The following is a 25,645-nucleotide window of genomic DNA, read 5'->3' as shown; positions in this document are numbered from 1 at the left end:
GATTAAAAATTATTATATGTTTCTATACAAATGATTTAAAACCACGTCAATTCCCTAAGTAAATCTTTTGCGGCTTTCGCTTTTCAAACTCTTCGTTCAACTTAAGTTTGATCATTTTTGAATTGTCCAGCTTATAAATAATGATCAATTCCATGTCGCTGATGTTTATAAAACTGGTATATAAGGTGCCGCCTTCTTTCCCTTCTGCATCTTTGTTGGGAACTTGCACAGCGCCACCAATCGCATTGCCAACAACCTTCATATTCAAACTGTCAGTACTTTCATTGAGTTTGGTTAAGCGTTCTTCAATAGAATTATATCTGTAGCAAGGATAATTACCTGCTGTTGTATCTGTCAATAAGTAATTAGTCGCAATCAGCATATTATCTGTAATGTGTACAATCTTTTTCTCTCCCTGAACCCATTCGATCACTACAGCATTACCTGTAGAGTCTCCAAACATGATGTGCCCTTCTGCAATGGCAATTTTTTCTTTTTCTAAATATGCAATGGCTTCATCAACGGTTTTACAGACGGCTAAGATTTCGTCGCCTACGTTTCTGCCTTTGGGATCGTGATAGGCTTGATCGATTTTTTGCCTGGGAGTTGTCGCGCCATCAAAAAACAAACCGTGCTGATTGATTCCTCCTTGTGCAAAGTCATTCCAGCCATACCACAAACGTGCGTAGCTTTTATCTGTCTTAGGATTGATCTGAATGTAAGCTTTTACATTGTAGTAATAATCTTCATTATTGACTACATAGATCTTGCCTGTTGCTTTGTCGATGTAATAAAAAATGGAACAGGCTTCAACCTGTGAATAAATAAGAGCGAAAATAAAAATAACTGAAGTGAAAATAATTTTCATAAGTACATCTCTAGTTAAATCCGTATATCTGCTCCGGCGTCAAGACCCAATCCAATGGAACATCCCAGGCATCGGCATCAATCAAGTCCTTTGTCGGTTCAAATAAACTCAAACCAACTTTTACTACATCCGGTTTACATTTTCTTAAAAACCGATCGTAAAAACCTTTGCCATACCCTACTCTGTTCCCTTTAGTATCGAAAGCTAACAGTGGTAGCAATACGAGATCAATATTCTTTTCATCTACTTCAAGGCGTTCCACAGGTTCGGGTATATTCCATTTATTCGGAAGATATGTTGTTTCAGAAGTGATGCAGGTATGAAGTAAATCCTGGCCGTTTGCATGAACAATGGATGTACAGATCTTAATTTCAGGATGTTGTTTTAAAAAAAAGTTCAGTAAAAAAGAAGTGTCTATTTCTCCTTTGTTTGGAATAGAAATAAAAATATGAATGAACTTTGCATCTTTCCAGAGATCAGAACCAATAAACGTTTCGGCAATTAACTTACTTTTCGCCTGAATCTCGTCAGCAGAAAGTTCGTTGCGCTTGGCAATGTAGATCTTGCGTGCAGTTTCTTTATTCATAACAACACATCTGTATGTTGAATGTACAGGGATCAAGCGACTGATATAATTTCTGAATCAGATCTGCATCGTTTACTAAAAATGTAAACACCGATTCCTGACGCTCCTGCAATTTTCCGTTTGGCAATATTTTTTCCCGAATCCCTAATACACTTTTAATTGCGTCTTCGTGTTTGCGTTCTTCGGCTTTGCGGATTTTCTTTTCAATATCATCGATTTGCTTCAATGCTTTTGCTTTCTCTGCCTGTGCCCACGATTGCAATGATCCGTCAACAGTTGTCGCTATTTCAGCAATCTTATCAAATGCCGTAATGATTTCTTTCGCATGTGCTTCAATGGAAATTTCTTCTTGAACAGAACGTGAAACAATTAACTGTTTCAGATCAAATTCATTTAAAAACAATTCTGCAATCGACACATTCGCTTTCTCCAGTTTAACACATTGTTGTTTGGTAACAACTCCTGAAAACATACGCGGAAAGATCGCAGGTAAAAATGTATTGTACACTGCAAACACTTCTTTCAACTGCAACCAATATGCAATCTCTCCAGGTCCACCTACATAAGCAATATCCGGAAGAATGGTACTCTCATACAAGGGACGTAACACTACATTCGGACTGAATCGCTCGGGGTGCTCTGCTAATTCTTTTTTAATTTCTTCTGCAGAAAAAGAAAGCTCTGTATGCAGTACCACAAAACGTTCACCTTGTTTCTCTAACCGCTCGCGTATCGCATCCTTGATATAAAATAAATTGATGTCGCGGGGATGTACCTGCGTGGCATAACCAAAACCTTCAATCGCTTTATTGGTCTGATTCATCACACCCACAGCAGATTGATTGAACAATTCTTTTTCAATAATACCGGAGAATTCTTTTTTCAAGGCTGCATCATCGCCGTCAATGACAACCACGCCATACTCTGCAAACAAGTGATGCATTACTTTACGTGTTGCTTCTGCCAATGTAGCAGAAGATTGATAGGCTTCTTTCAGCCACACCGGAATATCTTTAATGGTATCCAATACTTCTTCAATTCCTGTTGTGATGAAGCGACCAACAGCACCTGTCTGTGTAGTTTCCCAGGTATACTTTTTACCGAATACATAAAAATGATTTATCTCTGCCGCATCGTGATCTTCCGAAGCCATCCAGAAAACGGGAACAAATTCTTTATCTGCATGTTTTGCTTTTAGTGTCTCACACAACTTCACACAGCTCAAAGTCTTTAAGATCAGATACAGCGGGCCGGTACCCAAACAAAGCTGATGTCCGGTTGTGATCGTAAAGGTATTTGTACCTGACAACAGATCGATGTTTTTCTGTACTGTTGAAGAAACCGGAAGGCCTTTGTATTGAGCCTGCAGACGTTCAACCAATACCTGTCTGTTAATGGGTTGTGTGCTGCGTTTCGCTATCGCTGCATCCAGTCCGGCCAGATCGGGATAAAAGTTATATAAGGACTGAACCTGCTCTTGCTGAGCTAAATAATCTATGAATAATTTACTAAACTGTTGAGAATCCTGTAAACCAATCTTTTCTACGGAAAATGAACTCATAATTGTGATTTAATACTAGCTTGCAACAACTAAGTTACTATAAAAGTTTATTTGGGAACTAAGATACCAGGTATTTGTTAGCCTATAAATAAAACAATAAATTGCCATATAATAACAACAAATCGATTATGAATAAGCTCTTTTTAGAAACGCTCTTACAAAAACATCAGCAGGCAGGAACATTCCCATCTACTTCGGATATCTGCACGTTGGTAACGCGCATTCTATTGGTTTTATTTCCGGAGCAGACGCAATCGAAATATAAAGATGTTGCGGATGTAGAAATACAAATGGGTGTCTATCAAAAAGAGTTGACACGCTTATTAACCTCGATGCAAAACGATCTGCCTGCACCTGCAAGTGAATTGTCGGATGCATTTATGAATGAACTGTCTGTAATATATGAAAAACTATTACACGATATACAGGCAATATTAAATGGTGATCCCGCAGCACGTTCGGAGTTTGAAGTGATCCGTGCATATCCGGGTTTCTATGCGATTGCATTTTACCGTATGGCAAATGCATTGTATCATCTGAATATTCCGTTGATCCCACGCATCATCATGGAATTTGCGCATAGCAAAACAGGTATTGATATTCACCCGGGTGCAACGATTGGCAAAAACTTTTACATCGATCACGGCACAGGAATTGTAATCGGTGAGACGGCGCATATCGGCAACGATGTGAAAATATATCAGGGTGTAACATTAGGTGCACTAAGTGTTTCAAAAGACAAAGCAGATACCAAACGTCACCCTACGATTGAAGACAATGTGATCATCTATTCCGGTGCTACCATCTTAGGTGGTGAAACGGTTGTAGGCCACAGCAGTATTATCGGTGGTAACGTATGGCTTACGGAATCTGTACCTCCTTTTACACGTGTATATCACAAGGCGCAGATAGAGGTAAGTACGAAGAAGGTTTAAGTAAAATTCCAAAATACAAAAAACAAATTAACGCTGGCGCCATTCTTCAGACTGGTGTCTACGCAACTGGCGCCATTCTTCAGACTGGTGTCTACGCAACTGGCGCCAGTCTTCAGACTGGTGTCTATCATTCGGCAGTCTTTGACTGCATTAAAATAAAACCAGTCAAGACTGGAAACTAAATGGCACCAGTCCCCGCTACGCTAAGACTGGCGCCAGAATAAGAAAGTTTAATTATTCTTGCAACCCTAACTCTCCAAGGGTTTAAAACCCTTGGAGAGTTTCATTTATAATATTTATTATTTCTTTTAGAATATGGCAACATTACTCGATTTTATCGGCAACACGCCTCTTGTTGAGATCACCCGCATTTTCAACAAACCCAATGTTAAAATATACGCAAAACTTGAAGGTCACAATCCGGGCGGAAGTGTAAAAGACCGTGCTGCATACGGCATGATCAAAGGTGCACTGGAGCGCGGTGAAATCAAGCCGGGCATGAAACTGATCGAAGCAACAAGCGGCAACACAGGTATTGCTTTAGCAATGATCGCACGTTTATACAATTTAGATATTGAACTGGTAATGCCGGATAACTCTACACGCGAACGTGTATTGACAATGGAAGCATTCGGTGCAAAAGTTACGCTTACTCCTGCTGCTATTAGCATTGAAGGTTCGCGTGATTATGCCGAAGCTCAGGTAGCGAAAGGCGGCTATTTCATGCTGAATCAGTTTGCGAATCCGGATAACTACATGGCGCACTACCACTCTACCGGTCCGGAGATCTGGAGAGATACGAATGGTACGGTAACGCACTTTGTTTCTTCTATGGGAACAACGGGTACGATCATGGGCACATCTAAATTTTTAAAAGAAAAAAACTCTGCGGTACAGATCGTTGGTGTGCAACCAACAGAAGGTTCTAAGATTCCGGGGATCCGTCGCTGGCCGATCGAATATTTACCAAAGATCTACGACGACTCTCGTGTGGATGTGAAGATGGATGTAAGCGAAGAAGAAGCGGTTGCAATGACACGTAGATTAGCTCGCGAAGAAGGTATCTTTGGCGGAACAAGCAGCGGCGGCGCAATGGCTTCTGCAATTAAATTAGCGAACCAGCTTGAATCAGGCGTGATCGTAAGCATCGTTTGCGATCGTGGCGATCGTTATTTGTCGAGCGATTTGTTTGGGGTGTAAGCCTTTGGCAAATTTCAAATAACAAAAAAATAAATTCCAAACACCTATAAATTAAAGCGCAGCTAAACCTTTAGCTGCGCTTTTTGTTTTTAATCAGTCAGTACCTCAACATAAATCCCCGTTTCGTTCAATACTTTTAACACAGAAGATATATCCACGGCATCTTCTATATTTTTAATCCGAAGAATTTTATCGCAATCTTCCAGATCAAAATTAATTTCCAATAATGGATTCTGCACCAGCAGCAATTGCTTTACAATACCAGCCTGCAGCTGATCCTGAACGGATGTTTTATATACTTCAACCATAACTTCGTAAAATTTCAAAAAACAAAAATCAAATTCCAAATAGAACCACTTCTATCCTTAGAGTTAGCGAAGCGCTCTAAGGATCTCAAATGAAAGAGAGTCTTTGACTCGTTTTTAAAGTTGGATCTAAATTATCGAATCGAGTCAAAGACTCTAACGTATTATAAATCCTTAGACTGCTTCGCTAACTCTAAAGATAGGCTTGTATGAAAAGCACATGAATAATTCATAATTAATTTTCGTCTGCGCTCGGTCCATATGACCCCGGAATCGGAATATTCAGCAAGCGCAGGAATACGCCTAGTTGTGCACGATGATGAATTAATTGAGACAGTGATACCCGAACGGTTTCAGCCTTTGTATTTACAAAGAGGATCGTTTCTCCATCGCGAAGTGTCCAGCTTTCACCTAATTTATGTTCATTATCAGATATTAATTGCGAGCGACCATCAACAACACGTTGTTCAAACATTTCAAGAACATCTTTGGTTGTATTAATTGTAGGAGGATTGTATGGTGCTGTTGCAAAATCCAGTTCATCTGTAGTAAGTGCCATATTGACCCAACCAGGCAAATCTGCAATATGTGTTGCAAGGCTTCGAATAGTCATGCTTTTAGGATGTGGCTGCCAGTCGTATTTATCATCCGGAATACGGGACAACATGTTGCGGGTAGTAAGCGCTTCGGCTTCGAATTCTTTTAAAAAGATCGGGATCAGTTCCATAAAATAATAGTGGTTAAATGTGAATCGTTTTAATGATAACACAAAGAAAATACCACCGAGTGACAACCCTATGTCACCGCTTTTAAAAATAGTTAATATTAATATTCAAATCCAACTCTCTAAGGGTTTAAAACCCTTGGAGAGTTCCGTACAAGAATCAATAATTCACCGGCAACTCTTTCATATACTCCGACAGCGGAATGTGTTTATTCTTTTTAAATGGAACTTCCATATTGCGCACACTGACAATTCTGGAAACTTTAAAATCCCTATAAGCTTTGCGATGATGGCACCATGCAATCAGATGCCAGCTAAATGCATAAAAGATCAAACCAATCGCTTCTACTTCCCTTTTACTATGCTCCTCTTTATTGTTTTTATATTCAATGGAAATGATCTTCTTATCTGAAACAGCGGCCTGCAGCACCGACAAATATTCAAAGTCATTATTCATACGGGCAGGCAACTGAAATTTAATCGCATCCTGCATGCTTTCAAGTTTATCTTTATCAACCTGTTTCAAACCTGCCTTTATTTTATCCAGGGCATTGGAATAATGTTTACTAATGGATTTGTCTGCAAATCCCTTCACCAACGATTCCGTCAACAGCAATGCATTTGCTTCATCATTACTAAATAAGACAGGGGGTAAAAAATATCCATCTACAATAAAATATCCTTTATTCGGTTCAACACCAACCGGAATTCCTTGTTCGCAAATCGCTTTCATATCACGATAAACAGTCCGTTTGCTGATCTTGAATTTATCTGCAATTTTTTCTGCCGAAACAAATTTCTTTGTCTGCAGTAAGGTGATCATTCCTAGGAGTCTGTCGATTCGATTCATGTCATTTCATTTGAAATTCCAAATAACAAAAAACAAAACACAAACAAAAGAGAATATCATTAAGGCTTGAACTATGTGAACTATTCGCAGTAATAATTTGTCAATTATCCATACGTACTCTTTTTAAAATGGAAACACAACACGCATTATTTGTAAAAATGGCATTAGATGCCTGGAACACACAATCAAGCAGAACAACTAAACTCATTCAATCGTTAAGCGACGAAGCATTGACGCAGGAGACTGCTCCGGGTAGGAATACCGGAACATATCTATTGGGACACCTGGTAGCAGTGCATGATGCGATGATTCCATTGCTAGGTTTTGGTGACAAACTATATCCCGAATTAGAAACGATTTTTCTTAAAAATCCCGACAAATCCGGACTTGACAAACCCTTCCCACAAGATCTCCGCTTATACTGGAACACCATACAGTCTGTTTTAGCAAACCACTTTACTGAACTTCCCGCAGAAGACTGGTTTAAGAAACATGCAACGATCTCGCAGGAAGATTTCTCAAAAGAACCTCATAGAAATAAATTGAGCGTCTTGATCAACCGGACAAATCACATGGCCTATCATTTGGGTCAAATGGCTTATCTCAAAAAATAAACGTTTCTTTAGGGGCAAGCGTAAAGCCTGCCCCTACTTTTTTTATTTCAATATAATAGAATCCGATTCTTTAATTATCTTTAAGAAGAATATGTTAAATCAATATGCACGAAGCACTACGAGCTTACATTGAAAAATACGCCTCCGATAAAATTACCGATGCAGATTTTGAACTGGTAAAAAAATCGTTCATTTTTAAGCGATATAAAAAAGGTCAATATCTTTTACAGGAAGGTGAAGTCTGTAAATACAGTGCATTTATTCTGAAAGGTTCAATGCGACAATTCTCTGTAGATGCAAAGGGTATAGAACACGTAATTCATTTTGGTATTGAAAACTGGTGGGTGGGCGACCGTGAAAGTCTTACCATGCTTACTCCTTCTAAATACAACATCGATGCGATCGAAGATTCAGAAGTACTTTTAATTACTTCCGAAGATTTACAGCAACTGGGTGATCAACTTCCAACAATCGGAAAGATGATCAACACAATGAATCAACGGAATTTTATCGCTTCGCAAAAACGCATACACGATGCACTGAGCCTAACAGCGGAAGATCGTTTTCTTGAATTACAGAAAAACCATCCGGATTTTTTACAGCGCTTCCCGCAAACAATGCTTGCATCTTATTTAGGAATTACTGCTGAAACATATAGCAGGATTCGGAAGAAGGCGTTGAAGTAGAATTGTGAATCGGTATTACTACATGAGACATGCTTATATTACACACATGTATTTGTACAATTCGCCGACAAACTTTTTATCTAAATTAATGCACCCGCGATAACACGAACAGGATTATATCAATAGCAAACATCCCCAATTAATTTATTGCACCGGTTGTTTTTCAAGGCAAAAGAATAGATATTTATACACGCTTGATTTATCTGAAAATCAATATAATTCAAAATTCGGTATCCGTTTCATTAAACGTATATATACGTTTAATGAAACGGATACCGAATCAACATATGAAATATACATGCAAGTAGGTGCATGTATCCACTAGTTAGCAGCCATATTTGAGACCATATAGATTATGATAAAAGTTTTAATTATACCAACAATTTTATTTGTATTGTTTAGTTGTGAGACGGATTTTTCAGCAAAGTCTGACCAAATTAAGACGACTTCATCAAAACAAGACAGTGCTATAAAAAAGACTAACAGCATCCAAGACACGACACTAATAAAAGACTGGTTAACAAAAGTTATTATCGACTATGTAAATAGTGAAGATGGAAAAGTAGCTTATAATAATATGCGATTAGCATTGACTGATAAATATTATAACTATAAGCAAAACGCGATAAATTTAGAATATGGTGAAGAGATGACAGAAGAAGAATTTCATGAGAAATGGAAATCGATTTATGACACCAAGTTTGTAGGTAAAGGTGGTTTTTTTATCCCAACACAGGACAATGGAACAATAGATATTCCTACTTGCACACTTTTAAAGTCTTTGGGGGACACTGCTCAAATTTTCCATGTTGTTATTCGTGATCTTCGCTGGAAAACAAATTTTGTGCGAGACATTACAATTATTTCTAAGGACAACAAACTTCTTATTGACGATGTAAAAGAATACGAATAATAAGGCAGCTAACAATAAGTAGCATTAATTGTAGGCTTCTTTGATAATATTAATAGCGGTGCTTTCAAGTCCGCACGAAATAATTAAATTTAATAGGTTCCCGCTGAAGGGCGGGATAAATGGTGCGGGTTCGGTGCTAAGGAAGCTTCGGCGCTTTCAAGGCCTACAACAAATGCAACCACAAACGTTAGCAACAAGTATGAAAATACGTTTACTAATAATATTACATTCTTTTTTAATTATTAGGGGGTATTCTCAAACCTTAAAGGAAGATTATACCTATCTAATTGATTCTTATTATTCTTTTGATTCGTCTGATTCAAAATTATATGCTATTGGATATGAAAAATCGGATTCATTAATTAATGTAAATCCAAATGATGGTTTTGCATATTTTTTTAGGGCATTTTGTTTAAAAAGAATTCCTAGAACTGAATCAGTGAACTATGAAAAAATACAAACCCCTTATCGTATTGATTCCATAATAACTATATCTTATTCTGGATTTGATACAGTTCAATATTTAAATGATTTAAATAAGTCAATCCTGCTTGATAGTTTTTTATCCGAATCATATTTAGAAAGATCAAATTTTTTACGATTTATTGATTCAAAAAAATCTTTAGATGATATTTCTATATATATAAATCTTAATCTATTAAGTTTAGATGGATATCTTTATCGTGGATTAATTTACGAAGATTTAAAACTTTATGATTTAGCTATTTTGGACTTTAAAAAAGCATATAGCCTAGGTGGTTATGATTTTGCGTATTATGATGATATGGCAAGAATTTCATTTAAACAACAAAAGTATTTAGAAGCAATTAATTATTACACGAAATCAATTAAAATTAATCCTTCAGGCTTAGGATACAAAGGAAGAGGGATTTGTTATTACAAATTAGGGGATTTTAATAAAGCAATACCTGACTTAGAAAAAGCTGTAGGAGTAATTGATAATGGTGATACATATTTTTTTTTAATTGATAGCTCAATGAAAATTAAAAATAATATCAGAGCATGCGAATATTTCAATGAAGCAGTTAAGAGTCCAAGTTTTCTATTAACAGAAGAGTATTCTAACGCAATATTAATTTTAGATGGGAAATGTAAATAATACCTGTTGTTAACACTTAGTAGCATTTATTGTAGGCTTCTTTGTTAATATTGTGATTGGTGCTTATAAGACCGCACAAATTGATTAATTTTAAAAGGTTATGCAGGTTTGGTGCTGAGGAAAGCGCAGCTCTTTTAAAGCCTACAACAAAAGCCACTACAACCGTTATGGGCACAATTTCTAAGGACATACAATGATACCAGTTAATCTGTATATTGAGAAACCAATCTTGTTCAAAAGTGCTCTTGATCAAATTGAGAATATCTATAAGGAGAATTTCAATTTTCACCAAGATCGACTAAATGAGAATTTATTTATAGGAAAAATTGACCCTGAAAAAATAAACACTTTTTATGAACTCGGGAGACAGTATTCGTATAAATTATTTTTAGAAACCAATAAGATTAAGCTTACTGGACAAAAGAGGAAAATCGAGAAAGTGTTTTTTGAAAGTAATCAACAGGATGCTTTTTTAAAATCATCTAAAGAAATTGAATTAATAAATGGAAAGAAGATAAATTTTCATCTTGCATTAATAGGCTTATCAGATTCATCTCAATTCGATAGAGTTTTTGCCGTAATGAACAATGAAGATAAACTTCAAATTGAAAATTTTGTAGGAATCAAAGAGTATCATTACAAAACATCTTTTGTTCATCCAGATTATAATATATCTTATCGAATTATTGATGGAAACTTGATATTTTTCAAAACTTTCAATCAAAAGAGAAAAATCGTATTAGACTCTATTATAGAAGTAAAATGGGAGAAAAAATAACTTTTAACATTGGTTGCAATGACGAAGATTGGTTGATAAAAGTCATAAACGATTTCAATTCCACAAATGGGACAAATTTCAAAATTGAAGAGATGTTAGACTGGGAAGTTATTTTTGCTAAGGTATCAACTACCAATGACGTTGAACAAATTTTTGAGCTATCGAAATTTGTTACACACTATGCGACAATTGAATTTATAGAAGGAAAAAGATAAAACTATGCCTAACAATGTATTGTTGTTAATGCAGGTTCGCATCCAAGGAGATTTCAGTGCGTCAAACCCGCATGAATAATTTGTATATTAAAGCATACTTTCGTTTGTGTTTGTGGGAAGATATAATCACTAACCCCTGCATCAACAAACAATACTAACCGTTATAGCCAATTTTGAAAACAACTCAAGTATACAATCATAATAATGATAATAGCAGCTGGTCAAACTATACCAAAGGATAGTATTAATGAAAATTTGGAAGAACATTATAAACTCATTGAGCTAGCAGCGGATAACAATGCTCAATTAATCATCTTCCCTGAACTATCATTGACAGGATACCAACGAGAGGAAGCTGAAAAGTATTCTTTTAAACTTAATGACCCTAGACTAAATAGGTTAAAAGAATTTGCAAAGAAGAGAAAAATAGTAATAATTGTTGGTGCACCTTTACAAGTTGATAATAAACTTTACATTTGCTCATTTATTATATCGCCTGAAACTTCTGTTGAGATTTACACAAAGCAGTTTTTGCATTCAGGTGAAGAGCTTTTTTTCGAACCAAATTCAAATTATAATCCTCAAATAAAAATTAAAGAAGAGATATTTTCATTAGCAATCTGTTCTGATATTGCTAATCCTGTGCATCCGAACAATGCATCAAAAGTAAACTGTACAACATATTTAGCAAGTATTTTTTATACACCAAATGGGATTAATGATGGATATGAAATGCTAAGAGAATATGCTAAAATATATTCTATGAATATCTTGATGGTAAATTATGGCGGTAAATCTTATCAATTTGAATCAGCCGGGAAAAGTGCATTTTGGACAAATAAAGGTGAGCTAAAATCGCACTTTATAGGAACCGGATGTGGTCTATTAATTGCTAAAAAAGAAAACAATCACTGGATTAGTACCATAATAGAATCAAAATAAAAACTGGCTATAACAATAGTTAGGAAGCCATTTTACAAAAACCGAAACCTTAAGAATAAATGGAAGATTTTAAATTTTCGAATGAACAAATAGAAGAAATTGTCAATTGGACTCTTTCTGGACTAACCATGTATTACAGGGATACTCAACTATCAGATGACCAAATTTCCAAATATGAAGTAGGACAAATTTTTCGCTCTCAAACATTCGTAGATATTTCGGACTTTGCAGGTAAACTGACAAAAAATTGCAGATTTATATTTGCTACAAACAAAGCAGCACCTTTATATAAAGTAAATCCTGATACTGAAAAGTGGAAATTACATACGATAAATGCAAACAGTTACTTTAAAGTTCTTGATATTTACCGGAAAGGAGACAAAATTCAATTTTTCCTTCTACATATACCAGCAAAAGGAATAGACTTTTTTAGAAACACCGTTTTGAACTTGGGTGGTCAAAATTTAGAAGAACAAATTATTGAAAAATCAAGAATTAGTTTTGACCAAAAAATGGAAATGAATTCTATAGCAGTGCTTGAAGAGCAAGCGTGGAATGAAAGAACAAATTTCCCAATAGGTCTGGACAACAATAATGAATTTTTCTCATTAAATCCTACAGAAGAAGTTTTCCAACAAGCAATTCCCTTGTACAATGCTATTTTCAAATTGACAAAAGACACAGAATTGAATATTGCCACAGTTATAAAGTCTGAAAAACCTAAAGGAAATGGTGGTTTTTGGAATAAACTATTTGGCAAATAAAAAACAAAAGCACAACATCGGTTAGGCAATAGTGGAGCTGAACTGCTAAATTTCAGCTTCGGGAATTCCAATCAACTTCGGTAATAATTTGAACTGAAGTGCATAAAATTCCTCACCATTGCCAAGCCGTAAACCGTTAAGAACACACATTATAACATTCCCCAAAAGAACGTTCAAACATAAAATAGCAACAACATTGAAAACAGCAACAGCAATACTATTTTTCATCATACTTCTTAACAGCAGCATTGTTAACGGTCAAACGTTAACTGAACGTCTTATCCTTACAGATACAAAAGATTCAACGTTGTTGAAAGCAGAATCCATGAGCTTTGACATTAATGGAGATTATCTTTTTGAAATAAAGAACAAGGACAATTACTATTTCATCAGCAAATGCGGCAAAACACAGCCTTTAAAATTTAATTGGGGCAGTTCTGTTTCTCAATTCACAAGCAAGAAAGATGTAAACCAAAAATTTTATCAATGTTCATCCACTACACTTTTTGGACCAATCACCGGAACTGATATTGCCCATTTCAGACACCCGGAATCAGCAAATTCAAAGCATATAGCTATTCCATGCTTACTGAAAGATAGTATTGCTATTTACATTGACGGAGAATTGAAACTAAAAATCGACACCTTCTCTAATGTTCAAATGATCATCAATTCAAAAAAAGCAAGTTCATTTGCCGCTAAGAAAAAATATTTTGAATCCAGTGACTGGATGAGTTTTAGTAATAACGGAAATTACATTTTTGCCGTTGAGAATAATTCACTGCATAGATTGTATGTAAATGGCAAGCAAATAGATTCGTCTACAAGTACGTTTTCGCAGTTAAAAATAAATGACAATGGCGATTATTGCTACGGCAAAGGGAGATATCCATTGCCTGGAGAAGACAAGAAATACAATTTCATGTTCTTTATTCACACGAAAGATACCGTTCTTGAACATGTTCGAACAGTTTGGTATTGTGATCTCAAGGAAAATGGTGCTTACTATTACAGCGGAGACGATAATGGACCTCAATACATTGCAATCAATAATACCTTGCATAAAAATCTAAGATCTATTTCGAACATTACCATTGTTGACAAGAAAAATTATTTATTTACGTACAAGGAAAATGAAACAAATAAAATCAATGTAAATGGAAAAGTGTTCGATTATTCATTCGAAAAAATATACTACCCATCACTTGATGGAAACGGAAATTTTTCTTTATACGGATTGAAAGACTTTTTCCTCTACAAATTTGTAAATGGAAAACAAGATCCGGACCCTATCAGCAAATATGATGTAAGAGCAACACCAATATATATAAGCCCAATAGGTGTATCGTTACACTATTTCAAAACAGACGATTCAACATATTTGTATCAAGATGACAAACTATTATTCCCTGCATTCAGTAATTCAACATATTTTTCTGTTCATCCTTACTCTGACATTCTTTCACGTGACTTTGTAAGAGGAGAAGCAAGTACTGGCAACAGTCTACTTTATATTGTGATTGATACGGCAGGTTATCTTGTTTATAATGGTGTGTTTTCAAAACCAATGAGACCTGCACCGAATCGTTCTTTTGAAGAAAAGAAAATAGGAGAAATAGTTTACGGAAATTTTTCGGATAAAGGTTTTTTTGCAATTCAAAAAACAGGGAAAAATAAATTTCTGATAAATATCAATAACAAAATCTTCAAAGAAGTTGATGGAATTCAGAAGATACTCGAAGATAGCTGTTACTTTGATGGAAAAGAGTTGGTATTTTTTGGTATCAAAGGACTTTCATTTTACCAATACACATTAACGATATGAGGCAACTATTCTTTATACTTCTTACAGTTTGCAGTCTTTCAAGTCAAAACTTGTACGGTCAAAAAATGGCGTCCGATTATTTTGACGAAGGAGAAAAGTATGCAAAAGCACAAGACAATAAGAATGCAATCATTTCATTTCAATACTTTGTAAAACACTACCCCAAAAACACCTTGTATCCAAGGGCTTTTTACAATCTGGGATACCTGTATTTCATAGACAAGCAATTCGACAGTTCAATTGTGATTTTCAAATCTATTCTGGAAAGCAACTTCAACGAAAAAGAAAATTTAGGTGGTGATATCATGGCTGATCCATACACGAACTACCGGCACAGAGCAAGTGAAATTCTCAGCGAGATATATTACAATAAGAAGGCATACGGAACCGCTTTGCATTACTTCGCATTGTCCGATACGCTATACCCCTATCTTCATTTTTGCGGCAATGCACTTGAGGAAAACAAACTTCAAACGGCTTTAAGATATGCTGACCTATACCAGAAACTGGACAACGACGACAAAGCAATTGAATCTCTATTACCTGCTGTTTTCATAACACTCACAGACAATACAAGCGTTTTATCTGAGCTTAAAAGTTTACTGAAGAAAAAGAAAAATGTTAAAAAAGACCTCGATCTTGCGTTGACAAATATGTACTCGAAGACATTTAAACGTGAAGATAATTATATCTACCAAACGTACTACTTCAAATTCATGAACGCAGAAATTGAAGTTCCCAGTGACTATAACTATGATGAGAAGAGAAAATTTAACCAGAATGAAGCCATCAAAGAAATTAAGCAAACAGATTTTTACAAAATGATAGAAGAATTATAGAACTCAGGTTTTGCATTATTCAAACAAATACAAATATGGCAGAGTTGTTAAGAATCGGAATACCTTATGGCTGGGTAGTCTTAGACAATAAACTATATGACTCAGACCCACAAGCTGATTTCGGAAGAAGTTTTATAAATAATTGGTACGAGGGATTTACGGACGATGTATTGTGGATTCAGGAATGTCTCGTAAACGAACAAGGAGAATATGCAATTCCAAAAACAAATCATTTTAATATTGATATAAGTTGGTTGCCAGGTAACGATATCAATGGAAAATATTACGCTAAACTTAGCTGGATGGCAATAGACGAGATGTTTGAGATAGAAAAATTTGACTGTGCAAATAGGTTTGAAATACGTGACAGGATCGAATATTGGATGATGGATATAAAGTCTTTTGACTCTAAGTATAAAACCAGGGTAGGGAAATAGAACAGTGCACAAGTTATGTTTGGAAAAAAATTTTATTATGACGACCCCGAAGGTGACGCGTTGGCGAAAGAGACAAGCCATCCGAACTTTGTAAAAAACATGACGGCAGATTTTTATTATGACTGCACGTACGACTTTTCTCCGTTTGGTAATGACGATGGAGCTGACTTATTGTTTAACCTTGAAGAATTCTATCAGGAGAAAAAAGGAAAAGGAATTATTAAATGGTTGTTTAAGACAATTGATGAATTTGGCTTTAAGTATGTGAGTGAGGGATGCTCAAAAAATCTTGACGAAGCAACGTTAAAAAAACTGCAAGAAGAAGACCCTCATTTTATTACTTGTATGGACAATACAATCATTGCCGCGGCTTTTGGACAGATAAAAATATCCGGTCAGGTTGATACTGAATTAAAAGATCTTGCGAAAATTGCGATCCAACGACAGTTGATTTTAAATAGACAGTATGATGGCGAGATAACGACAGAGCATAACAATATCTTGAATACAATGTTAACGGACTTAAATAAAATTTAATAAAAGCTACCTACCCCATATTTTTATTATGTTGATTTTAACATATCACATTAATAAAATCCCTGCGGGATTGTGCGTATAATATATCTATATTATTTTTTCTATAGACATGCGACCCCGCTGGGGTCGAAATCCTCTCCTCCTTTCGAACAATTCATAATTTATAAGTCATAATTCAAAATTCCCTCCTCTTGACATTTGTCAAGTCTCTTTCTTGTCATTTATCAATCCGAATCTTCTTTTTCCACTGTTACTTTGTATCAACAAAAAGGGAAAGTAAAATGCTTTTCCTGTTTTGGAGAAATAAGTACTACGAAAATGGAAAAGACAATCGTAACCAAATATGGTGGCATCAATTCCAAAGTTGGAGAACTTTTAGTGAATCGATTGGTACCGAACAGATATATTGAAGCAGTGGGTCCGTTTGTGTTTCTGGATCACTTATACCCTACTGTTCAGAAGCCCAAAACACCTTCTGCACCAAACGGAAAAGATGCGCATCCGCACCGTGGCATTGCAACTTTCAGTTATCTATTCAGCGGAGCGTTGGAGCACTTTGACAGCAACGGTCAGCATGGCATTGTTGAAGCAGGTGGCGCACAATGGATGAAAGCCGGTAAGGGTGTTATACATGACGAGCATTTCAGTCCGGACTTTCAGGAGCGTGGCGGTATCATGCATGGCTTGCAATTCTGGATCAATCTTCCTGCTCTAAACAAAGCAGAGAATCCGGATTATATGGCAGTGCAGGCAAGTGAAATTCCTGAAGTAGTTCTTCCGAACGAAGCAGGTGTGATGCGTATTGTGATCGGTGCATGCGGAGACAACCGTTCTCCTGTAAAAACATTTACAGAACAGTTTATCTACCACATCAAGCTGAATCCAAAATCAAGCTTCAGCTATGAAACGAAACCCCATTTGGAATATGCGGCATTTGTTCCTTCTGATGAAGCAATTATTAACGGACAAGCTGTAAGTAAAAGTGAGATCGTTGCATTTGGTAGAGATAATGGAAGCATCACGTTTACCAATAACAACATCACCGAAATTGATATCATTCTATTCGGCGGAGAACCCTATACCGAAGCGATCTATGCAGAAGGTCCGTTTGTAATGAACAGTCGTTTGGAGATCGCCCATGCATACAGAGATTTCTTCAACGGAGATTACGGGACGATTGATTACTCAAGTGGTCAGTTGTCGGTGGACAGTGTTCAGTAAAAATATATTCATAATTCAAAATATAACTCTCCAAGGGTTTTAAACCCTTGGAGAGTTCAAAAAAATAATTCATAATAAATCATATACATAACAATTTAAATACATACAATCATGGCAACTACAAATTGGATAATCGACGCTTCTCACTCTGAAATTCAGTTCAAAGTAAAACACTTAGTAATTACTACTGTTACAGGTAGCTTTAACGAATTCAGCGGTACAGTTGAAGCAGGAGATACTTTTGAAAACGCAAAAATATCTTTTGAAGCAAATACAGCTTCGATCAATACGAACAGCGACCAACGCGATGGCCACTTAAAAAGCGGCGACTTCTTTGACGTTGAAAAATTCCCTAAACTAAGTTTCAAAGCAACGAAGTTTGCTAAAAAAGGCGACGGCTTTGAATTGGTTGGTGATCTAACAATCAAAGATGTTACAAACTCCGTAACACTTGCTGTTGAATACGGTGGTACAGCTAAAGATCCATGGGGTAATACAAAAGCAGGTTTCGAAGTAACCGGAAAAATCAATCGCAAAGACTTCGGTTTAACATGGAACGCACCAACAGAAGCGGGTGGTGTATTGGTAAGTGATGAAGTAAAATTGATTGCAAACGTGCAGTTATTGAAACAATAAGCTAGTTTATATCCAGTCGTCGGACCACAAAAAAGTGGTCTGACGACTTACTAATATCGTATACTATATTAGTAACATTATGCTGCTATTCTGAATACAGCCAACCGTCAATCTAAGGAATTATTATATCCAAGAGGCTAAAATTAACATCGACTTTATCAATCCCAGTAATTACTCCAGCGGAGTAACATATCTGTAGAAACAAAACAAACATCAACTACTTACGCGCGGAGCTCCGTATAGGAGCGACTTGTAATGATTTCACCATATCGTCCCGAGGGGACTTGTACATGTTTTGATGCGAATTAATCTTTTGCTACAGATATTATATCCCTAACGGGATTAAAAAAAGGGAATCAACGACTATTTTTATTTTTCAGGATCAAAGGGAAGCATAATTGTAAACGTTGTACCGATATGCTCGGTACTTTCAACTGAAATCGTTCCGTCTAATCGTTCGACTGCCAGGTTCACAATAAACAATCCCAAGCCTGTGTCATCTCTTGACTTTTCATTGCCTCTGTAAAACATATTAAATATTTTAGGCAATACGTTTTCAGAAATACCCACACCATTATCTGCAATTTTAATTTTCAGATAATTGTCATCTTGCGAAATAGAAATGGATATGAGTGCTTTTTTATTTACATCCCGATACTTCAATGCATTTTCAAAAATATTCTGATAGATACATTTTATCGAAAACAGATCTGCCCAATACGGCCGTTTCAGACTGTTTGAATAATTGATCTGTATGGAATCATAGCCCTCATAAAATTGAAAACGATCTTCCATCTCTGCACGTATAGAATCAAAATGGATCTGAACTTTTGGTAAGGCTTCGTTCTTTAATTTTGTAACAACATTCAGATCCGAAATATTCGATTCCAGATTTTTCAATTTACGTTTGATCAATTCAAATATTTCAACATGATTGGTTGTAGCATCGTGTTCTCCAATGTTGCACAAGCCTTCTATGGTTTTCAGCGGACCTTTCAGGTCATGCGATACACTGTACAAAAACAAATTCAATTCGTTTGAACGTTCTTCCAATAATTTATTCTGTTCAGCAATAACTTCGGTACGCTTTCCAACCATCTCTTCAAGATCCTTATTCATTTGAACCTGCTTAAAGCTTTCGATTCGAAGACGTTTAAAACGTTCGGTCAATGCAAGTGTCATGAAAATACATTCAGCAGCTACTCCATAATACAATGCAAAAAAACCAACCGAACTATAGGAACGGGTAATAATGATGGATTCATAATAAACCAGATATGAGATACCCAACAGAATCAAACCTACTGCCATGTAACGCGTGTCTGAATTCTCCTTATACGAACGGACAGATAAATAAATACATAAAAGAATAATAAAGAACTCAATGTGATAGGTATACTCTGTTGTATCGTTCAGCATAAAAAATGTGTATGCCATCCGCAGAACAATAACAACTACAATGCCTTTAAACAAGTTGCCTTTTGTTGGTATTTTCAAAAAGTAGGTTGTATAAAGCAGCATCGTAACACTCAAAAAACCACGTGAAATGTTTTTTATCAGATCTGCATATTCAGGAAAACTTGGAACCACAAACAATCCGTTGCCATCTCTGAATAACATAAAGATCAATTGAGATAAGACGAACAGACAATAAAACAATACGACCTTTTCGCGCAGCAATACATAATAAATAAGACTGTATATAAAAGCAAAAAAGACGAACCCATAGAAAATCCCGAATTCAATGTATTCGATAAAAAAGTGTGACAAAAATTTTTCATGTGAATACAACGCAAATACATAGTTGTATGTCGACTCATTTTTCAGTCGTAAGTAATACGTTTTTGTCTCGTTTGCTTTTAAGGCGATTTTAAAAACAGGTTGCTTATGTTTAATGATGCGGTTGTAAATACTTGTTGTATCCCGAAAATGAAACTCTTCAGTTTGTCCGCCATCCGAAATTGAAACCAGATCAATTAAATTGATGGAATAATTATAGGACACCAAATACCATTCAAGAGAGGTTTTTGTTGTATTGGTGATCTTAAATACATACCAGGCAGATTGCTTGACATTTTTATTCCTGAAAAATTTCGTTGTTGCCGGAGAAGCGGTTTTATTAATGGGATTCCATTCCTGAAAATTTGCGCTGTCAATGATAAAGAGATTTTCTTTCCCTGTTAAATAAACTGGTGTTTCGGCCTGAGCCATGTTCCCAATGATCAGCATCTGAAAAAAAAGTATCCCCATCCATTTTATTAAAAAGGATTTTTCACTGTTCAGATAATATCTACCGATCCATAACTGCATTCACCATTCCATTAAGACTTAAAAACCTTATTCTATGCTATTAATTAAATATAGCATTTCATTTCATAAAACGCCCATACGCGTAAGAAAATTACACCAACTGCATTGTTATTGTTTCCAATATTTCCATTTATAGAATAAACGCAAAAAATAAATTCCGACCAGTACTAGATAAGCAAGAATTACGGTATATTCGTTTACCATTCGAATGAAATTTAAAGTGAATACAAACGAGTACGTATTATTAGTTGACGAGCAGGATAATGAAACAGGCTTGATGGAAAAAATGGAAGCGCATGAAAAAGGCTTGCTGCATCGTGCTTTTTCTGTTTTCATTTTTAACAGCAAAGGTGAACTGTTGCTTCAGCAACGTGCGTCCTCAAAATACCACTCGCCTTTAAAATGGACCAATACCTGCTGCAGTCATCAACGCAAAGGTGAATCAACTATTGATGCAGCCAAACGCCGACTGAAAGAAGAAATGGGTATTGAATGCGATGTAGCAACGGCGTATACCTTTATATACAAAGCTGATGTTGGCCAGGGTTTAATTGAGCACGAATTCGACCACGTATTAATCGGGCATTTTGATGGGAATGATATTCCTTTTAACCGTGATGAAGTACATGCCTTCAAATACGTTTCATTCGATCAACTTGAAAAAGAACTCAGCCAAGATCCGGAGCAATTCACAAAGTGGTTTTTGATCACCTTTAACGATCTTAAAAAGTTCATACAAAAAAATAACTGATGGCTTTTGTTTAGCAAAGCTGACTCAAAAAAATAATCCCTGAGAATCGTAAGGATATTCAGGGATTATTTTTTATACCAATTGAATAAAATAAACCTTACAAGGAATTTACGAATTTCAGCAAGGCCGCTCTATCAGCAGCATTCATTTTTATAAATGCTTTTTGAGAAAATTGGGCTTCGCCTCCATGCCATAAAATTGCTTCTGCTACACTACGCGCTCTACCGTCGTGCATTAAGAAACGACCTCCGTTATTTACGGTTTGGATCAAGCCTATGCCCCATAGCGGCGGTGTTCTCCATTCGGTTCCTGTTGCTAAGTAATCCGGTCTTCCATCCGCCAGTCCCGCTCCCATATCATGTAATAGCAGATCTGTATACGGACGGATTTTTTGATTGCTAAGGGCTGTGATCGGATGTGTTCCCGTTTGAAAATAAGGTGTGTGACACGATGCACATTTTGCTTGCGTAAATAATACTTTACCACGCAACACTTCTGCATCTTCCCAGTTTCTGCGCGCTGGCACAGCTAAGGTCTGACAATAAAATACCAACTGATCAAAATCATTCACCTGCATTTCGGGTGTACCACCTGTAGTCCATGCACCGTAATCTGTTACTTGCTGTCCGGTTAAATTCTGATCCGGAAATAAGGTAGTACTTAGTCCCATATCGCCCATCGCCGCACCAGCTGTTTGTTGCAGCAATGTAGGCTGATTGGCTTTCCATCCAAAGCGACCTATATCTGTAGTACTTGTCTTATAATTCCACACATAATTCGGTCGGCCCGAAATACCATCATCATTGGCATCCGAAGGATCGGCCAAGGCCAGAATATCTGCTTCGCTGATTGCTTCAAGCAAACCTAAACCAGGTATTTGCTGCGCCAGACGCGGACTATACATGATGCCTGTACTGAAAGGCCCATAACCCAAATCCCGGAAGGTATAGTGGGGATCTCTTAATTCGTAGCTCGTTCCATCGTTATAGGTACCGGTGATCATACTATATGTAACATCAACAGTGCCTTCCGCAACAGCTGTCATACTTGCTCCGGCATAGATACCGTGATTGCTTAATTGTCCACCGTATTGCGGATCACCCAAGGGACCTCCATGTCCGTCATCACCCGGAATACTTAATCGGAATAATAAGCCGCCCAAATCATCACCCGCATTTACCGGAGGTGTGGCTCTGCCATCTAAGGTATGACAACCTGAACAGGAACGTGAATTAAACAAAGGACCTAAACCGTCAAGTGAAGTTGTTGATGCCGGCGCTACAACCCAATTGGCTTTAAAAACAGAATTGCCTAAAGAAAATTTATTTTTTTCAAACTGAGATAAATTTTGTGCAGGAAAACCAAATGCATTCATTGTAGCATCAAAGATGGTGGTAGTGCCTCCGGAATATTCTTCATCCACTTCTGCCGTACCTGAATTCGATGGAGCTGGCGCATCGTTATTGTGATGACAGAACTGCATCGTTGTAACAGATACAAACAAGATTACAGAAAGAATTAAACTCGATTTTTTAAACATACACGTACTCTATATCACCGGAATTCATAAAGGCATTTCAGCAAGTTAGCCGTCGGATTACAATTTATGTAACTCGACGGCTAAATTAATATATTAATATGTTCGAATTATGTTTTTTATAATCCGTTCAAAAAATTCTTTTTATTGAATTTATATTCAATTGATCTGATAACTAGTTGATGATCATACCCAGCTTCCCACCTGCAGTCTGGTATTGAGCAGCTTCCGCATGTAAGGCATCAATTGCATTTTGTACACGAATATTCCCTGCAGGATTTGTGCTTACAATTTCATTATCAAACGGAGCATGAATGGCATTCACTTTAATATCTGCATCATAAATTGCAGCAAGAACCGCTGTATTTGTAGTTGCATCAGCAACAGACACCAGATCCGTTAACCCTTTACCTTCTACTACTGAACCATCGATACGTACATATTTCCCAAGGTAAACATTTCTGATTCCTTTTTGACCAAGGATGATATCGTTGTTCGTCTGATCACTGAAACATGATTGTTCGTTTTCCTGTCTATTAGCATCACCATCTTCAGAATGTAAAGCAACATACATACGTTCTACAGATAATTCTCCATCTGTATATCTGAATACACCCGTTAAGAAATTTGAAATGGATGCATTTGGTGTAGAAACAAATGTGGCTCTGTAATTCTGACCACCACCCGCTTTCCATTCTTCTTTTAACGTGTTTAGATTTTCAATAAGTAAATCAATACATGCTAATAAATATTGAGCTCTTCTTGCCTGATTCGTAGCAGTACCACCTGTACCAACGATGTAGTCTGTATATGGTCTGTTGCCCGGGCCATCTACCGAAAAATCCTGACCCCATAATAAAAACTCAACTGCATGATATCCGCAACTTACACTTTCTTCACCAGCACCTTCCGGTTGATTGTTCGCAGCAATAACCGTTGTGTTGATTGAAGGGAATGTTGTTGCATCATTAATGATACCTGCACCAGCATTTCCCTGAACATAATCAATATACGATTCATCAAGCGGCCAGGAATTTAACAAACCTTCCAGGCCTCTGTCATCATCGATCGGACCGGCATAAAAACGGAATGCTTCGCTTTGAATGTATGGAGTACGTGCTGCAAGATAAGCAGCGCGGGTAGCTTCTAAACCTGCTTGAGATGGATCCGCAACGAAAGCTGCTGCTGTAGCTTTTAAATTTTTAGCTGTGATCCATGAATCTTCATACGTTGCAAAAACAACATCTGCATACGTTTGAACAACTTGAGCCTGAACATCCGGTGCTGCTGCATCGTCGTCCTTTTTACAGGAGACCTGTGTCAACAAGACACCTGCAAGCATTAAAAGAGAAATATTTTTCATTAATATAATTATGAGTTGTAGGTTGCTCAAATTTAATTATATTAATTTAGACTTATTAAAAATAGTAGAATAATTTTTTCAATAAATAATCAATATACTGATTATTAAATATTTGAAATTAAGATTAGTGCTTTGAAGAGCCTATTGCTTCAGCAATAATACTGCTGGCTATCAATTGAAGGGCATGATATAGCATCAATGGCAGCAAAACCACTCCAAAAATTAAGGGATCGGGAAACAATGCTTTTCCCATTACAGCACCTTGCACCAGTGATTTTTTTGAACCGCAAAACAAAACCGCGATCCGGTCTTCTCTGTTCAATTTCAGAACAAAAGAAAATCCGTACATGATTCCAAACATCGTGAGAAACAATAAGAGCATTGCGATACCCAAAAGCACTATCTGTGAAAGAGGCAGATGCTCAAACATTTTTCCGGCAACCGATTCGCAAAAAGACGTAAAGACAATCAATAAAATAATTGTCTGATCAAATACACGCAATGCCAATTTGAAGCGCTCTGTAATATGACCGAGCCATTTATGTAAAAACAACCCAATCATAACTGGCACCAATACCTGAAAGCACAATTTAATAATCACCTGAGTTGTATCCATTTCTGAATCCATTTCTCCAATGAAAAGTGTCATCCAGATCGGTGTGATAAATACCCCAAGTATGCTTGAAATACTTGCATTGAAAATGGCTGCAGGCATGTTGCCTCCTGCAATAGAAACCATTACAACAGATGATGATACGGTAGAGGGCAATGCACCAACATAAAAAACACCCAGCCACAACAACGGATTGTTTTCATTGCCAAATGCATAATGCACAAGTAAAATAAGCAGCAGGAAGAAAATAAACGTGCTGGATTGAATCAACAAATGTAAGCGCCAATTGTACAAGCCTGCTTTTAATTTCTCCGGACTTAATTTCAATCCGTAAAAAAAGAAAATAATCGATACACCATATTGGGCAATTTCAGAAAGTGGTATAAGACTATCTTCTGCGCCCCATGCAGGAAACTGAAACGCCAATGCAACGACAGCGATCAGACAAAAAAAGAATCCGTTGAGTCCGGCTTTTGATAAGGTGCTGAAGAATGAAGTCATTTATGAATTATAAA

General features: G+C 36.6%; 27 protein-coding genes. 17 read left to right on the top strand and 10 right to left on the bottom strand.

Going from position 1 to position 25,645, the window contains the following annotated elements:
* Positions 1–46: 46 nt before the first annotated feature.
* Genes A3EE_RS0115020 through bshC form a run of 3 tightly spaced genes read right to left on the bottom strand, consistent with a single transcriptional unit; the run spans position 47 to position 3,015 of the window.
* The gene (locus tag A3EE_RS0115020; protein ID WP_018344262.1) at positions 47–868 is read right to left on the bottom strand and encodes a carcinine hydrolase/isopenicillin-N N-acyltransferase family protein; all 822 of its coding nucleotides are present in this window, start codon (positions 866–868) and stop codon (positions 47–49) included.
* 10 nt (positions 869–878) lie between these two features.
* Positions 879–1,454, bottom strand: a complete 576-nt coding sequence (locus A3EE_RS0115015) for a 5-formyltetrahydrofolate cyclo-ligase (protein ID WP_018344261.1) — start codon at positions 1,452–1,454, stop codon at positions 879–881.
* Positions 1,447–3,015 carry a bacillithiol biosynthesis cysteine-adding enzyme BshC gene (gene bshC / locus A3EE_RS0115010; protein ID WP_018344260.1) on the bottom strand — a complete coding sequence of 523 codons (1,569 nt, stop codon included), beginning with the start codon at positions 3,013–3,015 and terminating at the stop codon, positions 1,447–1,449. Before bshC ends, A3EE_RS0115015 begins: the two co-directional genes overlap by 8 nt.
* 128 nt (positions 3,016–3,143) lie before the next feature.
* Between bshC and epsC the strand changes: the two genes are divergently transcribed.
* Together epsC and cysM are read left to right on the top strand one after the other, a co-directional pair.
* A complete protein-coding gene (gene epsC, locus A3EE_RS0115005) occupies positions 3,144–3,950 on the top strand; it encodes a serine O-acetyltransferase EpsC (RefSeq protein WP_018344259.1) in 807 nt (268 codons plus the stop codon).
* Positions 3,951–4,265: 315 nt separating this feature from the next.
* Positions 4,266–5,150: a cysteine synthase CysM gene (gene cysM / locus A3EE_RS0115000; protein ID WP_018344258.1), complete on the top strand. Its 885-nt coding sequence runs from the start codon at positions 4,266–4,268 to the stop codon at positions 5,148–5,150.
* An 89-nt stretch (positions 5,151–5,239) separates the two neighbouring features.
* Here cysM and A3EE_RS0114995 read toward each other — a convergent pair whose 3' ends face one another.
* From A3EE_RS0114995 to A3EE_RS0114985, 3 genes are all read right to left on the bottom strand, one after another.
* Entirely contained in the window at positions 5,240–5,476 is a 237-nt protein-coding gene (locus A3EE_RS0114995; protein ID WP_245553849.1) for a hypothetical protein, read from the bottom strand.
* Positions 5,477–5,690: 214 nt separating this feature from the next.
* Positions 5,691–6,182 (bottom strand): DinB family protein, encoded by a 492-nt coding sequence (locus A3EE_RS0114990; RefSeq protein WP_018344256.1) that lies wholly within the window; start codon positions 6,180–6,182, stop codon positions 5,691–5,693.
* Between the two features lie 157 nt (positions 6,183–6,339).
* Positions 6,340–7,029 (bottom strand): helix-turn-helix transcriptional regulator, encoded by a 690-nt coding sequence (locus A3EE_RS0114985; protein ID WP_018344255.1) that lies wholly within the window; start codon positions 7,027–7,029, stop codon positions 6,340–6,342.
* Positions 7,030–7,157: 128 nt separating this feature from the next.
* On the opposite strand from A3EE_RS0114985, the gene A3EE_RS0114980 reads away from it, so the two are divergent.
* From A3EE_RS0114980 to A3EE_RS0114910, 14 genes are all read left to right on the top strand, one after another.
* Positions 7,158–7,643, top strand: coding sequence for a DinB family protein (locus tag A3EE_RS0114980; protein WP_018344254.1), 486 nt, complete (start codon positions 7,158–7,160; stop codon positions 7,641–7,643).
* A 104-nt stretch (positions 7,644–7,747) separates the two neighbouring features.
* Positions 7,748–8,329 carry a Crp/Fnr family transcriptional regulator gene (locus tag A3EE_RS0114975; protein ID WP_018344253.1) on the top strand — a complete coding sequence of 194 codons (582 nt, stop codon included), beginning with the start codon at positions 7,748–7,750 and terminating at the stop codon, positions 8,327–8,329.
* Positions 8,330–8,684: 355 nt separating this feature from the next.
* Positions 8,685–9,242, top strand: a complete 558-nt coding sequence (locus A3EE_RS0114970; RefSeq protein ID WP_018344252.1) for a hypothetical protein — start codon at positions 8,685–8,687, stop codon at positions 9,240–9,242.
* Between the two features lie 172 nt (positions 9,243–9,414).
* Positions 9,415–10,362, top strand: a complete 948-nt coding sequence (locus A3EE_RS0114965) for a tetratricopeptide repeat protein (protein WP_018344251.1) — start codon at positions 9,415–9,417, stop codon at positions 10,360–10,362.
* Between the two features lie 193 nt (positions 10,363–10,555).
* The gene (locus tag A3EE_RS0114955) at positions 10,556–11,140 is read left to right on the top strand and encodes a hypothetical protein (protein ID WP_018344249.1); all 585 of its coding nucleotides are present in this window, start codon (positions 10,556–10,558) and stop codon (positions 11,138–11,140) included.
* On the top strand, positions 11,125–11,355 hold the full coding sequence (locus tag A3EE_RS0114950) for a hypothetical protein (protein WP_018344248.1): 231 nt from the start codon (positions 11,125–11,127) through the stop codon (positions 11,353–11,355). The genes A3EE_RS0114955 and A3EE_RS0114950 overlap by 16 nt, the downstream gene beginning before the upstream one ends.
* A gap of 204 nt (positions 11,356–11,559) precedes the next feature.
* Positions 11,560–12,297: a carbon-nitrogen hydrolase family protein gene (locus tag A3EE_RS0114945; RefSeq protein ID WP_018344247.1), complete on the top strand. Its 738-nt coding sequence runs from the start codon at positions 11,560–11,562 to the stop codon at positions 12,295–12,297.
* 59 nt (positions 12,298–12,356) lie between these two features.
* A complete protein-coding gene (locus A3EE_RS20805) occupies positions 12,357–13,061 on the top strand; it encodes a hypothetical protein (RefSeq protein ID WP_018344246.1) in 705 nt (234 codons plus the stop codon).
* Positions 13,062–13,179: 118 nt separating this feature from the next.
* Positions 13,180–14,886 carry a hypothetical protein gene (locus tag A3EE_RS0114935; RefSeq protein WP_018344245.1) on the top strand — a complete coding sequence of 569 codons (1,707 nt, stop codon included), beginning with the start codon at positions 13,180–13,182 and terminating at the stop codon, positions 14,884–14,886.
* Positions 14,883–15,725 carry a tol-pal system YbgF family protein gene (locus A3EE_RS0114930; RefSeq protein WP_157447047.1) on the top strand — a complete coding sequence of 281 codons (843 nt, stop codon included), beginning with the start codon at positions 14,883–14,885 and terminating at the stop codon, positions 15,723–15,725. The genes A3EE_RS0114935 and A3EE_RS0114930 overlap by 4 nt, the downstream gene beginning before the upstream one ends.
* 35 nt (positions 15,726–15,760) lie before the next feature.
* Positions 15,761–16,162 (top strand): hypothetical protein, encoded by a 402-nt coding sequence (locus tag A3EE_RS0114925; RefSeq protein WP_018344243.1) that lies wholly within the window; start codon positions 15,761–15,763, stop codon positions 16,160–16,162.
* Positions 16,163–16,177: 15 nt separating this feature from the next.
* Positions 16,178–16,699 carry a hypothetical protein gene (locus A3EE_RS20800; RefSeq protein WP_018344242.1) on the top strand — a complete coding sequence of 174 codons (522 nt, stop codon included), beginning with the start codon at positions 16,178–16,180 and terminating at the stop codon, positions 16,697–16,699.
* Positions 16,700–17,017: 318 nt separating this feature from the next.
* Positions 17,018–17,920: a pirin family protein gene (locus tag A3EE_RS0114915; protein ID WP_018344241.1), complete on the top strand. Its 903-nt coding sequence runs from the start codon at positions 17,018–17,020 to the stop codon at positions 17,918–17,920.
* 111 nt (positions 17,921–18,031) lie between these two features.
* Positions 18,032–18,556, top strand: a complete 525-nt coding sequence (locus tag A3EE_RS0114910; RefSeq protein ID WP_018344240.1) for a YceI family protein — start codon at positions 18,032–18,034, stop codon at positions 18,554–18,556.
* 369 nt (positions 18,557–18,925) lie between these two features.
* Here the strand turns inward: A3EE_RS0114910 and A3EE_RS0114905 are convergent, their stop codons facing one another.
* On the bottom strand, positions 18,926–20,866 hold the full coding sequence (locus A3EE_RS0114905) for a sensor histidine kinase (RefSeq protein ID WP_018344239.1): 1,941 nt from the start codon (positions 20,864–20,866) through the stop codon (positions 18,926–18,928).
* Between the two features lie 208 nt (positions 20,867–21,074).
* Between A3EE_RS0114905 and idi the strand changes: the two genes are divergently transcribed.
* The gene (idi, locus tag A3EE_RS0114900; RefSeq protein WP_018344238.1) at positions 21,075–21,617 is read left to right on the top strand and encodes an isopentenyl-diphosphate Delta-isomerase; all 543 of its coding nucleotides are present in this window, start codon (positions 21,075–21,077) and stop codon (positions 21,615–21,617) included.
* Between the two features lie 97 nt (positions 21,618–21,714).
* Here the strand turns inward: idi and A3EE_RS0114895 are convergent, their stop codons facing one another.
* From A3EE_RS0114895 to A3EE_RS0114885, 3 genes are all read right to left on the bottom strand, one after another.
* Positions 21,715–23,157 carry a di-heme oxidoreductase family protein gene (locus tag A3EE_RS0114895; protein ID WP_018344237.1) on the bottom strand — a complete coding sequence of 481 codons (1,443 nt, stop codon included), beginning with the start codon at positions 23,155–23,157 and terminating at the stop codon, positions 21,715–21,717.
* Positions 23,158–23,329: 172 nt separating this feature from the next.
* Positions 23,330–24,517 carry an imelysin family protein gene (locus A3EE_RS0114890; protein ID WP_018344236.1) on the bottom strand — a complete coding sequence of 396 codons (1,188 nt, stop codon included), beginning with the start codon at positions 24,515–24,517 and terminating at the stop codon, positions 23,330–23,332.
* Between the two features lie 124 nt (positions 24,518–24,641).
* Positions 24,642–25,631 (bottom strand): bile acid:sodium symporter family protein, encoded by a 990-nt coding sequence (locus A3EE_RS0114885; protein WP_018344235.1) that lies wholly within the window; start codon positions 25,629–25,631, stop codon positions 24,642–24,644.
* Positions 25,632–25,645: the final 14 nt, after the last annotated feature.

The sequence above is a fragment of the Cytophaga aurantiaca DSM 3654 genome, assembly GCF_000379725.1.
GTDB classification, from domain to species: Bacteria; Bacteroidota; Bacteroidia; order Cytophagales; family Cytophagaceae; genus Cytophaga; species Cytophaga aurantiaca.
The sequence above is the reverse complement of the archived record's forward strand: the minus strand, read 5'-3'. Positions and strand labels throughout refer to the sequence as shown.

Excerpts from the sequence above, each read along its gene's own strand:
- A3EE_RS0115020 (WP_018344262.1), bottom strand. The coding sequence starts at position 868 with ATGAAAATTATTTTCACTTCAGTTATTTTTATTTTCGCTCTTATTTAT.
- A3EE_RS0115015 (WP_018344261.1), bottom strand. The coding sequence starts at position 1,454 with ATGAATAAAGAAACTGCACGCAAGATCTACATTGCCAAGCGCAACGAA.
- bshC (WP_018344260.1), bottom strand. The coding sequence starts at position 3,015 with ATGAGTTCATTTTCCGTAGAAAAGATTGGTTTACAGGATTCTCAACAG.
- epsC (WP_018344259.1), top strand. The coding sequence starts at position 3,144 with ATGAATAAGCTCTTTTTAGAAACGCTCTTACAAAAACATCAGCAGGCA.
- cysM (WP_018344258.1), top strand. The coding sequence starts at position 4,266 with ATGGCAACATTACTCGATTTTATCGGCAACACGCCTCTTGTTGAGATC.
- A3EE_RS0114990 (WP_018344256.1), bottom strand. The coding sequence starts at position 6,182 with ATGGAACTGATCCCGATCTTTTTAAAAGAATTCGAAGCCGAAGCGCTT.
- A3EE_RS0114985 (WP_018344255.1), bottom strand. The coding sequence starts at position 7,029 with ATGAATCGAATCGACAGACTCCTAGGAATGATCACCTTACTGCAGACA.
- A3EE_RS0114980 (WP_018344254.1), top strand. The coding sequence starts at position 7,158 with ATGGAAACACAACACGCATTATTTGTAAAAATGGCATTAGATGCCTGG.
- A3EE_RS0114975 (WP_018344253.1), top strand. The coding sequence starts at position 7,748 with ATGCACGAAGCACTACGAGCTTACATTGAAAAATACGCCTCCGATAAA.
- A3EE_RS0114970 (WP_018344252.1), top strand. The coding sequence starts at position 8,685 with ATGATAAAAGTTTTAATTATACCAACAATTTTATTTGTATTGTTTAGT.
- A3EE_RS0114965 (WP_018344251.1), top strand. The coding sequence starts at position 9,415 with ATGCAACCACAAACGTTAGCAACAAGTATGAAAATACGTTTACTAATA.
- A3EE_RS0114955 (WP_018344249.1), top strand. The coding sequence starts at position 10,556 with ATGATACCAGTTAATCTGTATATTGAGAAACCAATCTTGTTCAAAAGT.
- A3EE_RS0114950 (WP_018344248.1), top strand. The coding sequence starts at position 11,125 with ATGGGAGAAAAAATAACTTTTAACATTGGTTGCAATGACGAAGATTGG.
- A3EE_RS0114945 (WP_018344247.1), top strand. The coding sequence starts at position 11,560 with ATGATAATAGCAGCTGGTCAAACTATACCAAAGGATAGTATTAATGAA.
- A3EE_RS20805 (WP_018344246.1), top strand. The coding sequence starts at position 12,357 with ATGGAAGATTTTAAATTTTCGAATGAACAAATAGAAGAAATTGTCAAT.
- A3EE_RS0114930 (WP_157447047.1), top strand. The coding sequence starts at position 14,883 with ATGAGGCAACTATTCTTTATACTTCTTACAGTTTGCAGTCTTTCAAGT.
- A3EE_RS0114925 (WP_018344243.1), top strand. The coding sequence starts at position 15,761 with ATGGCAGAGTTGTTAAGAATCGGAATACCTTATGGCTGGGTAGTCTTA.
- A3EE_RS20800 (WP_018344242.1), top strand. The coding sequence starts at position 16,178 with ATGTTTGGAAAAAAATTTTATTATGACGACCCCGAAGGTGACGCGTTG.
- A3EE_RS0114915 (WP_018344241.1), top strand. The coding sequence starts at position 17,018 with ATGGAAAAGACAATCGTAACCAAATATGGTGGCATCAATTCCAAAGTT.
- A3EE_RS0114910 (WP_018344240.1), top strand. The coding sequence starts at position 18,032 with ATGGCAACTACAAATTGGATAATCGACGCTTCTCACTCTGAAATTCAG.
- A3EE_RS0114905 (WP_018344239.1), bottom strand. The coding sequence starts at position 20,866 with ATGCAGTTATGGATCGGTAGATATTATCTGAACAGTGAAAAATCCTTT.
- idi (WP_018344238.1), top strand. The coding sequence starts at position 21,075 with ATGAAATTTAAAGTGAATACAAACGAGTACGTATTATTAGTTGACGAG.
- A3EE_RS0114895 (WP_018344237.1), bottom strand. The coding sequence starts at position 23,157 with ATGTTTAAAAAATCGAGTTTAATTCTTTCTGTAATCTTGTTTGTATCT.
- A3EE_RS0114890 (WP_018344236.1), bottom strand. The coding sequence starts at position 24,517 with ATGAAAAATATTTCTCTTTTAATGCTTGCAGGTGTCTTGTTGACACAG.
- A3EE_RS0114885 (WP_018344235.1), bottom strand. The coding sequence starts at position 25,631 with ATGACTTCATTCTTCAGCACCTTATCAAAAGCCGGACTCAACGGATTC.